The following is a 12,187-nucleotide window of genomic DNA, read 5'->3' on the forward strand; positions in this document are numbered from 1 at the left end:
AATGGCTCAGCCGATATTGCCTCGGCTTCACAACCCAAAACCATCACCTATTCGGTGCATTGTTGAGGCGAACCATGGGTACAACACCGTTTTTGCTGCAAAAGCACGCTATTTTGCGCACCGACTCACAAGAGGTCATTCGTGAGCATGTCACACACTACCTCTGCCCACATCGCATGCGTTTATTTGACGGCCCGCGACTTGCCTCACGCTTAAGTGCGGTTAGCTTCGACCAATTGGCTATTATCGAACTGCAATATGGTGCTAATGTCGAAATTGATCCTGTCGAAGAGTCAAACGTTTATCTATTTCGGGTCACTCTGGAAGGACAGGGAACTATCGTATACGCTGACCGTCAGGTCAGGATGATTCAGGGAGGAGTTACCGTCACATCACCCTGTCAACGCGCGCTCATTCAAACCTCTCCGAACTGCCATAACATTATCGTTCGAGTACCACGTCACCGGTTGGAACAACGCCTTTCGTGTCGACTTGAACAGCGCATCGATCTTCCAATTATCTTTGACCACTACTTTCCCGAGCATTATCCCGGCACGGCCTTTCTTCTGGATACCATCAAGTATTTTTCCCGTATCACTGACTCGCTTCATCAGCAAAATATTCCGAGCCAGCAGACCAAACTGATGGAAAACTACTTATATGACAGTCTTCTTGGGCTGTTCATGAATAACTACAGTCAGCGCTTGAGTGGCAACCACACTCCTCTTCCACACTATGTAAAAAACGCCAAAACGCTTATTGAACAAAATCTTAAGCAGAGTATCGAGCTCGAAACACTGGCCTCGATGGTGGGGGTATCAAAGCGCACGCTGCAGTACGGCTTCCAGCAATTTGTCGGCCTCTCACCCAAAAGCTATTTTACTCAGCAACGCATGAAGAGTGTGCACCAAGCACTGATTAATGCCCCTCGTGACCACCGTGTCACCGATATCATCATGCAGCATGGCATCAACAGTCCTGGCCACTTTTCTGCACAATACAAGGAGGTCTATGGGGTGACCCCCGTGCAAACACTACATTCAAAACGCGAACATACTATTGGTAACGAATTGACCAACGCCTCGTTCTGAGGCTATGATCGTCTCTGCTCTTTTACTCAGCCTCGGTACGAAACTCCTTAATCAGCTCACTCATTCGTTCTGCAAAGGCGTACGCGGGTAGGCCCTGCTGCTCTGCACCCGACAGGATAGCCTCATTGACCGGCGCGAGCTGATCGTCCCAACGGCTAGCCTCATCATCGTCAAGCGCTATCACTTCAACCGCCTCTTCCTGTTGCGCCCACTCAAGTGAACGCTGTATATGCTCATCGAGATATTGACCGGTGAAGGTTGCCATCTCCGGCGCTAACTCTTCGATAACCGCCTGTATATCATCAGGGAGCGCCTCCCACTTCTCTCTCGACATCAGCGCTGCAAAAATGGTGTTAGTTAAGGGATAATCGGTCACGTACTTAGCCAAACGCGCAAACTGCATATCCATTAGCACTTCCCGGGAAGCCGCATACCCATCGATAATGCCCGACTGAAGTGCCTCGCCAGCATCGGCCTGAGACATGCCTACTGCTGTTACTCCCAGTGCATCCAGCGCCCTGGAGTTATCGCCGGAAATCCTGATTTCCAGTCCATTCAAGTCTTCCAGTTGATGAATCGGTTCAATGGTTTGGAAATAAGCAGGCTCCGATGTAAAGGCCGTGATGACCTTGAACTCTTCGAGTTCGGGCATTTGGTCACCAAACTCTTGAATCAGTTGGTAAGTCACGCGGCTGGCGACTTCTGAATTGACGTCCTGGCCAGTCAAACTCCCGGCCAAGTTGATCAGGGGAAAACGGCCCGGCTCGTAAGAGGTGGCGGAAAGTCCTATATCCGCAACACCGTTCAACACCCCATCGTACATATTGCTGGCCGTCAACAAGGAGCCCCCGGGGTAGAGGTCAACCTCGACACGACCATCGGTACGTTCATTGAGCTCTTTCGCCCAATGCTTCATCTGAATGGCCGGAAAGCTCTGCGCAGGGGCAAAGAAAGCGTAGCTGAGGGTAATCACTTGTGCATCTTCGCTAGTCTCATCGACTACTTCCTCCTGCGCATCGCTACACCCCACCAACGTCATTAAAGCTATTAGTGCTGTTAACGCTCCCACTTGTGTACTCTTTTTCATTATGACTATCCTCGGCGAAGGCCTACAGAAACAACAGCATGGTTTCCAATAGGCGCTTTATAGACTGTGAAGGATTAATAATGGGTAGTGACTGTCGGCATAAGGTCAAGTAGCTCAAGACGCTTTAGAAAAGCGTCGGAGCGCTGTCTTCGGTAGTTCGATAGATCGACCCCTGAGTAGTCGAAGAAGCCCACGCCATCTTGGAAGCCTCGACGCTGCTCTTGCATATTTCGGGTAATAACCTCTGGTGACTTGAAGCGGTTATCCAGCTTGTCGCACAGGTAGTTGGATGCGTAGAAAAGCGTATCGCCACCGCCCCAATCGATGAACTCCAGCACTCCCAGCACCGAGTAGCGCAACCCCAGCCCAACCCGGATGGCCACATCGATATCCTCGGCGCTGGCAACGCCCTCCTCGACCATACGCGCGGCTTCATTCATGAGCAGCACCTGCAGGCGAGGAATGATGTAGCCTGGCGCCGCCTCGCACAGCACCGGTACTTTCCCTATCCCTTTAAGCACCGTGAACAGCTCATCGACATAGCGCTGCTCGGTATCCTTGCCCCGACTTACCTCCACTAAGGGCATCAAATGAGCAGGATTAAGCCAGTGGGCGTTCATAAAACGGGCTGGATGGCTAACCATGCAAGCGAGTTCGGTGACTAGAAAAGTGGACGTCGTAGAAGCGATAACGGCCTCTTTATCTAAATGGCGGCTTGCCCAGGACAGCCCTTGCTGCTTAATTTCGCTAACTTCAGGCAGCGCCTCGAAAACCAGACGGCTTCCTGCCACCATCTGCACCTGCTGGTCATCCACGATACGAAGTTGCTTCACCATTGAAGCGATCTGCTCTTCCTGAATGAGCCGCTTCTCTTGAAGATACTTGAGCTCAGTTACTAGCCGACTGCGAGCCTGCTCATAATAGTGCTGACGCTCTTCAGGGCTGCGAGGCTTGAAGTCGATCAGCACGACCTCCTTCCCAGCCAGAATGAATGAGAGGGCAATACCTTCTCCCATTCTTCCTGCTCCCAAAACGATGATGTTGTCCTGCATGATGCGGTCTCCTCTATCGGTAGGTCAGGCCTGAATGCCATACGTCAATAAGGAGCGCATCTGCGCTTGAGAGAGCGAATCCAGCCCCAGCATTTCCAGCGTTCGGCCTTGAGCATAGAGATCTTGGCCTGTGATCGCCGAAGCAATGCTCAACAGCCCCTCCGCCACTGGCGTTGGCTGCCCCGCCCAGCGGCCAACCGACACGATGAAGGAGAGCCCTATCCGGGTGTCCTCCAGCATGTAACGATGGCTATGAAGGTCAATGTTCTCTCGCCAGTCGCCACTATCGGTCAGTTTGCCGTGGGCTCCACGACCATACATCCACTCCTCGCCTTCAGCGGCATAGTGGTTAGCAAGAGGAAAATGGGAGGGCTGGTAACCCAGCTTTTCGCGCACCGCGATACGTTCATTATCTAGCGCGGTGGTCACTCTGCGGATAGAGGGCTGGGTTCCTTCGTTGTGAATATCCCAGGCATCAAAATGCTCTAGTGGCCCCGCATTCATCATAATTAAAGGCGGATGGATAATAGGGCCAGCGTTCATTAAGGCGCCACTGAGGCCATCTTCGATGGGTTCAACGCTGGGATAGGCCTTTCGCAATACAGAAAAGGCGTGTGCTGACAGTTCGTTGGGGAAGACACCGGTAGGGAGCCGGGTTGCATAAACACTGATGACTACCTTATTCGTACCGTGCTTACGCGCCAAATAGGGGAGCGTTCCCGTTTCACAGAAAGCCACTTGGCTTCTGTTGCCCGCTTTTCGCATCGCTCGGTGGAACAGATAGCTGCCAAAAGTACCCGGCGGTAGAAAGACCACCTGATCACCCCGTAGTAGCGGACCCAACTGGTCGGCTAGAGTGTCATGAGACGTGGCGGGTAACGGCACAATCAGCAGCTCCGCCTGTTGCGTCGCCTCCGCCAGGCTATCTGTTAGCGATAGTTGATCCTTGTGAGTGCCAATCTGAATACGCCGCTCGCCCTGCGCATCCTTGACGTCCAAATAGCCCAATTGACGCAACTCTTTCAGAGCATTGCCATCTCGCCGCCATAATGTCACATCGAAACCTTTCTCCACCATCTCGATGGCTGCAGCGTAGCAACCATGTCCACCGCCAATAACGCTGACTTTCATGCTTATCTCCGTTTCTTGTTAACCGTGTATGGTCATCCAACGGTATAGCCATAAGGTTACTGACGGATATCCACAATGCGCAGTCGATATTCAAAAAACGCAACTAATGCGTTCTTACCATTCAAACCCAACGACTTTGCGCTAAAAATTTACCTTTAAATTAAAACCAAACAGCTCAACCCAAACAATTCAACACTTATTACAACATGCCGGCCGCCATGTATTCATTGATGAGACTTCCCCTAGCTTTTGGAATTAGCATCAAGAGATTGACCACCAGCATTAGACTTAAACTAGAAAAATCACCAGAAGATTTAGCTAATTTTAATATGAATCGAATTTTAGGACTGAACCAAAACGAACCTTACTACAGCAACACTATTAAAAATTAATTTTATCAATAGCTTAAAATTACCTTTTGGCTGCAGAACGACAACTCGAAAACAGTCAATGCATGATCAGCCCTACCGCGCTCATCATTAATGGAGAAATTATTAACGCTGACATCTAACAACCACACCACAAACTGCGGCATTTTATATTACCGATAAAAATTTCATTTTATCCTAAATAAAATTTTAAAAGCGTGCCTTTTAGCAAATAAAGAACAGCCTCAGCGACCAAGATGATCGATCATCTTTTTTTATGGGAAGCCTTAAACCAGCCACCTCAGTTAGAAAAAATAAACTCGATAAAAAATAAAAACATAACAGCACTCTACTGTAGTAAATAGGTGCTGCTAATCAATACTGACTCACGAAATACTAGGATTTCATTAACACCGACTTAGCAGGAAAGTCCGTTGCCCAACCCTCTTTCAAGGGGGTTACAAACACATTTTCCGTCCGTGTACGGGTAATTAACCAGCGTCCGTCATCCTGCTTTCTAAAGGCATTATTAAGCCGTGATGAACGCAGGAGCGAGCTACCATCAGAAAAAATCCACGGCTGGCAGTGCACCCACTGCCCAGTCGCTGTATTGCCCTTGACATGAATTTGTTCAGAGGTCAGGTAGTGCACATTCAGGAGTAATTGAGGATCTTTTTTCTGCCCCCAGAAATTCTCGAAGTGGCGTCGAATAGCTGTAGCTCCCTCTAGACGTCCAAACTGACCGTCGTAATACTCACCGACCCCCTCCCAAACCGCATCCTCAGTATAGAGCGCCATGATTTGATTAATACGCTGCTCGTCATTCTCGATACCGTACTCCGGCATGGGGGTGTCACAAAGAAACATATACCGGGTTTGAATCCGACGAATTTCGGACTCGGCCTCTAGGGTATCGACGCGATTCATGAGTTGTTGAAACGCTGCTGCAGACACTTCCGTCATATTATTTTCCTCCGATGGTAGCGCTATTTTCTACTCTTCGCCGTGACTCGTCAGGGGGTTCCTAGCTGCTCAATAACACGCTCAAGTCCCCCTTTCAGAACGCTCACCTCCTCCTCACCCACACCTTCAAATACCTTCTGCTCATACTCCCGCGCCATTTTCAGCAGCTTACAGGCCAGCTCGCCTCCAGCATCAGTCAGAGCAAAGGTAGCGGCTTTATCATAATGGTCGCTTACCAGTCCCCGGCGTGTCAGACCGCTTAAGGTGTCCTCCAGGTCTTCGATGGGCTGCGCTACTCGTTGGGCAATGGTTTCAAGGGGCAGCGCTCCTCGATCAAGCAGCAGGGTCAGAACTCGCCACTCCTTCTCGTCCACCCCCATGTGCTTGAGGCGAGGATAGAAATCCTTACGATAGGCAGATAGGGACTGGCGCAACAGATAAAGAAAGTGATGCCCCAGAAGCCCCTCTCCCGTCTCGACCTCCTCTTGAGAAATCGTCATCGGATGGGGCTCAGGCAGGGCATAGCGCCCGTTGTGGAAGACTAAAGCCCCTCGACCATCCTGGTAGTCATACTTCAGCACCTCCCCGACGATGATGAAGTGGTCGCCGCCTTCGTATACCTGCCAAGTGCGGCACTCGAAATGGGCCACAGCGCCCACTATTCGTGCGCCGCCCCCAACTCCCTCTTCAAAATCGATCCCCTTGAACTTGTTCTCACCCCGCTGGGCGAATCGGTTAGAGATGGGTACCTGATCACTGCCCAGCACATTGACTACAAAGTGCTCTGCATGACAGTAGGCATCTAGGCTATAGGCGCTTTTATCGATGCTCCATAGAATCAGCGGCGGTGTAATGGAGACGGCATTGAAGCTGCTTGCCGTTACGCCATAGTGCTCACCTTCCGTATCACGGGTGGTTATCACTGTTACGCCAGTAGCGAACTTTCCCAGGGCGTTTCTGAAATCTCGGGTATCAATACTCATAAACTATCTCTCTTGTACTATTTATGCAGAGGAGTATCAGCGGCCTAGTTTTTCACCGGTGACGCCACCTATCCCATACTCACTTTTGGGTACCTCGCTGATAATCACCCGTACATTCTCTTTAGGTGCACTTAACGAAGAGACAACAGCATCGGTCACCTCACTGATCAGTGACTCTTTTTGCTGCGGTGTTCTTCCTGACATCATGTAAACGTGAACGGTAGGCATCGCAATCCTCATTACCCGTCTTAGAGCGGTTGACTCGGAGTGGTTAAAAATCGGTTAGCTCGCGGTATTCGTCATAGCGCTCGCTAAAGTTTTGGTACGAATCAATGACCTCGGTAAAGTCGCTATCACGTTGAGCTGCTTCTTCAAGCACCTCCTCCGTGGCCAATTGCAAGGCCGCCAACACCTCTTCAGGAAAGCGTTCAACGGTTACTCCAGCGCTGCGAAACTCTTCCAAGGCGGCGGATTGAGCCTGCATATCGTGGGCAAACATGCGAATGCTCAAATCACTGCAGGCATTGCGTACGGCCAAGCGCTGGCTTTCCGCCAATCCAGCCCATACGTCAGCATTAATTAGCAGCTCATTGAGGCTACCGGGCTGATGCCAGCCTGGAAAATAGTAGTGCTTGGCAACTTCAAAGAACCCTGCACTGGTATCGATGGTGGGAAAGCTGAGTTCAGCGGCACCAATGCGCCCTGTATCAAGCCCGAGAAACGTCTCGCCAGCAGGAATGGAAACCGGCGACACTCCCAAGCGGCTAATTATCTCTCCCCCCAGACCACTAATGCGCATGCTCATGCCATTGAGGTCTTCAACACTGTTGACTTCCTCAGTGATCCATCCGCCCGCTTCAGAGATCATGCTCCCACAAGGAATCGGCACGACATTATGGGGTGCGTACAGCGCCTCCCACAGCCCGAGACCGCCGCCACCATATAGCCAGGACAGATACTTCGGCACATCGGGGCCGAAGGGGATGCTTTGAAACAGCGCGGCAGCCGGAATCTGACCTGCCCAGTAGCTGGCGGCCGACCAACCTGCATCCAAGCTGCCGTTACCGACGTTCTCCATAATTTCGAAAGGGGGTGAAAAGGACCCAGCATCATAAGGAGTGAAGGTCAGCTCTCCGTTGGTCGCCGTGGCGACATCCTCGACAAAGCGATGTATTGAGGTATCAATAACCTCAAGACTGAAGGGGAAAGCGGATTGTAGCGTCAAATTCTGGGCCATCGCGGTGGAGGCGAGTAGTGACGCTCCTGTACCGATAATGGTGCTCTTCAAAGAAAACTTCATAGTGTTAACTCCTGTTCTATTTGTTTCGTAAGTTTTATTTCTTAAGTTCTATTTATTAAGTTCTATGTCTCAAGCTCTGTGCGGTGATTGTTAATGCAACGACTTACAGCATGAGCAGCCCCGGGAACAGCAGTATCAGTAGTAAGACGAACAGTTGGATGGCGATGAAGGGCAGCACGCCTCGATAAATATCCAAGGTGGCAACGCGATCTCCCACGGCCCCTTTCAAATAGAAGAGCGATACGCCGAACGGGGGAGTGAGAAAGGAAGTCTGCAAATTGATTGCAAACAGAATGGCAAACCACACCAGCAGCGCTCCACCGGTAAGACCATTCGACAATTCCAGCTGGGTAATGATAGGCACAAAGATGGGCATCAGAATCAAGGATATTTCCAGCCAGTCCAGAAAGAATCCCAGCACGAAGACCAGCAATAGGATGAGGACTAACACGCTCCAACTGCCTCCTCCCATCAGCCCCAAACTACTGCGAATTAAGCCATCACCGCCGACCCCTTTAAAAATTAGCGAGAAGCAGGTCGCCGTAATGACCAACATCATGATCATGGCGGTCGAAACAACGGTCTCTCTCGCCGCTGTCATTACCGATTCCATATCGATTTTCTGCATAACACCGGCAAACCCCAACACCGCCAGTACGCCAACACCGCTGGCCTCCGTAGGCGTCGCCACCCCAGAGACGATGGTGCCAAGCACGATGGGGATCAGTACGAGAAAAGGGAACAAAGCCAGCAGGTTGCGCCAAACGCCGCCCCCTTGCTGCTCAACTGAGCGTTTGATCTCCGTTAAAGACGAACGCCGCTGCCCCCATGCAAGGGCAAGCGAATAGAGGGTATAGAGCAGGAGCAACAAAGCACTCGGGATCAAGGCAGCCTTGAATAGATGGCCGACAGGTACCGATACCAGGCTGGATAGAATGATTAGCATAACGGAAGGCGGCATCAGAATGGCTAGCGTGCCCGAGGCTGAAATTAGCCCCGCCGACGCCGATGCTGAGTAGCCAGCATCAAGCATTCGGGGCAGCGCCAGTACCGCAAGCAAGACAACGGAAGCGCCAACAACGCCAGTAGTTGCTGCCATCAACCCTCCGATGAACAGCACCGTCAGCGCGAGATGGCCCGGCAGCCTGCGCAGCAAGCCTTCGCTAACGCGGAAAGCATCACGGGCCAAGCCGGTTCGCTCCAACAGCAACCCCATCATGATGAACATCGGTATGGCGACGTATAGCCAGTTGCTCAGCGCGTTCGCGTACACGCGCGTCAACATGAGATTGGAGAAGGCCAAGGGAAGATCTGAAAACAGCAGAAAAATGGCCGACACTCCACCCAGTACCAGCGCCACCGGATAGCCAGACAAAATACCTGTAAAGAGCAGCAGCACCATAGCGAGAGGCAGCCAATGTTCAAGCATGATTCGAGCTCCCTGACATCAATAACCAAGTTCTTTTCACTAACAGATACACCAGCACCGCCAAAAACAGGGTGATACCGATCGGCAGGGTGGCCTTGATAACGTATATGTCCGTCAACCCCCCATCTGTCGAGCGCTCACTGGTCAGGTAGGCGCGCTCGACAAATCGATAAGCGGGTAGCAGTAGCAGCGCAAAGAAAGGGATACCGAACAGGGCATGCCCAACAATATCGATCCCATGCCGATAGCGTGCCGATAGATGCGAGTGAAATACATCAACCCTAACGTGCCGATCCAACAGCATGACCGGGGCAATAGCCATCATGATGGCCACTGCAAAAAGCAGTACCTGTAACCCCATCAAAGAGTTAAACGTAATTACTCCTCCCACCAGCCAATGGGGCGTTTCAAACGCAATGAGTTGCGACACTCCAAACAGGTGCATCAACACCCCCGCACCGATAACAAAGGCGATCAGTAACAGGCACAGGCCACACAGGTTTAAAATCGGCTCACATAGTCTTGTTTTGATGGCGTGCATACGGTTTCCCTTTACGCTGGCAGATCAAAGGTCGAGGACTAGGCGTGCGCTTTTGGCCCTGGAGCAGCACACGGCCATCTGGTCGTTATCTTCCTTTTCTTCTTCGCTTAGAAAGTGGTCACGGTGATCGGGAGTGCCCTCCAGCACCTCGCAGATACAGGTGCCGCAAACCCCCTCTTCACAGGAAACATTGACCTTGACTCCCGCCGCCTTGAGCGCCTGGGCGATGGACATGCCCTCTTCCACCTGAACGGTGACACCACTGGCAACCGCCTCCACTTCAAAAGCGGCGCCACTGGTATCCACTTCTGCAGAGAAGTACTCTGAGTGCACACGGCTATGCGGCCACTCCGCCTGACCTGCGGCACCTATCACCCAGTCCATGAAACCAGTGGGGCCACAAACATAGAGGTGGGTATCGGCGGGCTGTACCCCCAGCAAAGCCTCTATGTCCAACCGCTGGGAGGCCTCCTCATCATCAAAGTGCATCACTAATGCATCGCCAAAGGCGGCTTCAAGCTCGTCAATAAAAGCTGCCTTGTCACGCCCACGGCAGCAGTAATGCAACTCGAAGGAGCGCCCGGCATCGCGCAGCTCGTACGCCATGGCAATCATGGGCGTAATACCGATACCCCCGCCCACCAACAGGCTATGCAATGCCGATCCATCCAGGGGGAAGAGATTGCGGGGAGTGCTCACCTTCACCTGAACACCTTCGTGCAGGCGCTCGTGTACCGCCTTGGATCCTCCCCTCGAAGCCGGGTCGAGGAGTACTCCGAGCCGATAACGGTGGCGCTCCCCTGGGGGGTTACTCAGCGAGTATTGGCGCACCAGCCCGTCATCGAGGTGGATATCAATGTGAGCGCCTGCTTCAAAGGCAGGCAGATCAGCGCCACTCTCAGCCGCCAGATCGATCACCGCGATCTCATTGGTATGGATATCGCGGCGCACAACGTTCAGGATCATGATGTCATCTTGCATGGTCATCTCCAGATGCTCAGCGCATGTAAATGCCGCCATTGACGTCCCAGCAGGCACCGTTTACAAAAACCGCCTGAGGGCTGGCAAGAAAGCTCACCATTTGCGCGACCAGCTCAGGGGAACCCAGCTGGCCTACGGGTATATTGGCAAGCGCTTTATCCAGATTGTCACCGAGCACCTCACGCACCATCGGGGTATCCAGTGGCCCCGGCGCAATCGCGTTGCAGGTCACCCCGTCCGCCGCCAAGTCGCGGGCAAAAATCTTGGTCAAGGTCAGAATGGCGCCCTTGGAGGCAGCATAATGAGCGCCAGTGGCTGTACCTCCGTTCTGCCCTGCTAGCGACGCCAGATTGACGATGCGCCCATAGCCACGTTCTCGGAAGTGGCGACCAAAGACCTGGCAACCGGCAAAGACACTGCCGGCATTGGTGGTCATCACTTCGTTAAATTGGGCGGGGTCAATATCGAACACCCCTTGCACTGCGGTGCGGGCTGCATTGTTGACCAGTACTTCGCAACTGCCCCAGCGGGCGACAATTTTGTCCAGCACGCACTGGAAATCCTCTGGCTTGGCGACATCGAGGGTCGCGGTCACAGCGGTTTCCCCGGCCAGGTCGAGTTCGGATGCCAGCGCTTCGGCGGGTCCGGTGTCGATATCGGTGATAACGACACGAAACCCCGCCTTATGAAGTGCGCGTACGATGTGAACCCCGAGTCCACGTGCGCCGCCGGTTACCACTGCGGTCTGAATTTTGTCGGGTAGTGGTACGCTCATCAGAACAAATAGCTGAACGAATTCAGCACTCCATCAGAGTTGAGTAGACGAACCACCTTTTCCTGAAGACGAAAGCCGGTATCAGTGGACGTGAGGGTGTAGCGCACATTGGCTGCCCAAATGCGCTGACGCCCAAACTTGTCTTCCACCAGGTGCTCAGCGCATGAAACGACAACCGTATTGCCATCGACAGCATCGATCACAAAACGAGATACGGTGCGTACGGTGACGGCCGGGGGTGCCGAAGAGATCGAGAAACCATCCTGGAAGCGTTTAATACGATCCCGGCGCATCTTGTCATCGTCGTAACAGAGGTTGAGCACTGCCGCGTAATCGTCGGCGTCCTCGATAGGAATGATGTACAAGCCCTCTGTCTGCCACAGGTCTAGCCAAGCGTCGTACTCTTTTGCGTCCAGAATCGCCGCTTCGTGCCAAATAAACTGCGTGACCTGCCAGAGCAGGATTTCATTGTCGATTGTGTTCATT

The 12,187-nt window shown here is 52.4% G+C and carries 13 protein-coding genes; 1 reads left to right on the forward strand and 12 read right to left on the reverse strand.

What is annotated here, in order from left to right:
- Positions 1 to 74 precede the first annotated feature (74 nt).
- Positions 75 to 1,091 carry an AraC family transcriptional regulator gene (locus QIT27_RS12410; RefSeq protein ID WP_285264015.1) on the forward strand — a complete coding sequence of 339 codons (1,017 nt, stop codon included), beginning with the start codon at positions 75 to 77 and terminating at the stop codon, positions 1,089 to 1,091.
- A 22-nt stretch (positions 1,092 to 1,113) separates the two neighbouring features.
- On the opposite strand, the gene QIT27_RS12415 is transcribed toward QIT27_RS12410, so the two are convergent.
- From QIT27_RS12415 to QIT27_RS12470, 12 genes are all read right to left on the reverse strand, one after another.
- Positions 1,114 to 2,178 (reverse strand): TRAP transporter substrate-binding protein, encoded by a 1,065-nt coding sequence (locus tag QIT27_RS12415; protein ID WP_285264016.1) that lies wholly within the window; start codon positions 2,176 to 2,178, stop codon positions 1,114 to 1,116.
- Between the two features lie 74 nt (positions 2,179 to 2,252).
- Positions 2,253 to 3,230 carry a 3-hydroxybutyryl-CoA dehydrogenase gene (locus tag QIT27_RS12420; RefSeq protein WP_285264017.1) on the reverse strand — a complete coding sequence of 326 codons (978 nt, stop codon included), beginning with the start codon at positions 3,228 to 3,230 and terminating at the stop codon, positions 2,253 to 2,255.
- Positions 3,231 to 3,254: 24 nt separating this feature from the next.
- Entirely contained in the window at positions 3,255 to 4,361 is a 1,107-nt protein-coding gene (locus tag QIT27_RS12425) for an NAD/NADP-dependent octopine/nopaline dehydrogenase family protein (RefSeq protein WP_285264018.1), read from the reverse strand.
- A gap of 764 nt (positions 4,362 to 5,125) precedes the next feature.
- Positions 5,126 to 5,692 (reverse strand): nuclear transport factor 2 family protein, encoded by a 567-nt coding sequence (locus tag QIT27_RS12430; RefSeq protein WP_285264019.1) that lies wholly within the window; start codon positions 5,690 to 5,692, stop codon positions 5,126 to 5,128.
- A 50-nt stretch (positions 5,693 to 5,742) separates the two neighbouring features.
- Positions 5,743 to 6,675 (reverse strand): flavin reductase, encoded by a 933-nt coding sequence (locus QIT27_RS12435; RefSeq protein WP_285264020.1) that lies wholly within the window; start codon positions 6,673 to 6,675, stop codon positions 5,743 to 5,745.
- A 36-nt stretch (positions 6,676 to 6,711) separates the two neighbouring features.
- Positions 6,712 to 6,903 carry a 2-hydroxymuconate tautomerase gene (gene thmT / locus QIT27_RS12440; protein WP_285264021.1) on the reverse strand — a complete coding sequence of 64 codons (192 nt, stop codon included), beginning with the start codon at positions 6,901 to 6,903 and terminating at the stop codon, positions 6,712 to 6,714.
- A gap of 43 nt (positions 6,904 to 6,946) precedes the next feature.
- Positions 6,947 to 7,975: a TRAP transporter substrate-binding protein gene (locus QIT27_RS12445; RefSeq protein ID WP_285264022.1), complete on the reverse strand. Its 1,029-nt coding sequence runs from the start codon at positions 7,973 to 7,975 to the stop codon at positions 6,947 to 6,949.
- Positions 7,976 to 8,078: 103 nt separating this feature from the next.
- A complete protein-coding gene (locus QIT27_RS12450; protein ID WP_285264023.1) occupies positions 8,079 to 9,404 on the reverse strand; it encodes a TRAP transporter large permease in 1,326 nt (441 codons plus the stop codon).
- On the reverse strand, positions 9,397 to 9,945 hold the full coding sequence (locus QIT27_RS12455; protein ID WP_285264024.1) for a TRAP transporter small permease subunit: 549 nt from the start codon (positions 9,943 to 9,945) through the stop codon (positions 9,397 to 9,399). The genes QIT27_RS12450 and QIT27_RS12455 overlap by 8 nt, the downstream gene beginning before the upstream one ends.
- A gap of 24 nt (positions 9,946 to 9,969) precedes the next feature.
- A complete protein-coding gene (locus QIT27_RS12460) occupies positions 9,970 to 10,926 on the reverse strand; it encodes a PDR/VanB family oxidoreductase (RefSeq protein WP_285264025.1) in 957 nt (318 codons plus the stop codon).
- Positions 10,927 to 10,942: 16 nt separating this feature from the next.
- Positions 10,943 to 11,701 carry an SDR family NAD(P)-dependent oxidoreductase gene (locus QIT27_RS12465; RefSeq protein WP_285264026.1) on the reverse strand — a complete coding sequence of 253 codons (759 nt, stop codon included), beginning with the start codon at positions 11,699 to 11,701 and terminating at the stop codon, positions 10,943 to 10,945.
- Positions 11,701 to 12,186, reverse strand: coding sequence for an aromatic-ring-hydroxylating dioxygenase subunit beta (locus QIT27_RS12470; RefSeq protein WP_285264027.1), 486 nt, complete (start codon positions 12,184 to 12,186; stop codon positions 11,701 to 11,703). Before QIT27_RS12470 ends, QIT27_RS12465 begins: the two co-directional genes overlap by 1 nt.
- Between the last annotated feature and the right edge of the window lies 1 nt (position 12,187).

Source organism: Halomonas sp. LC1 (assembly GCF_030247125.1).
Lineage (GTDB): Bacteria > Pseudomonadota > Gammaproteobacteria > Pseudomonadales > Halomonadaceae > Vreelandella.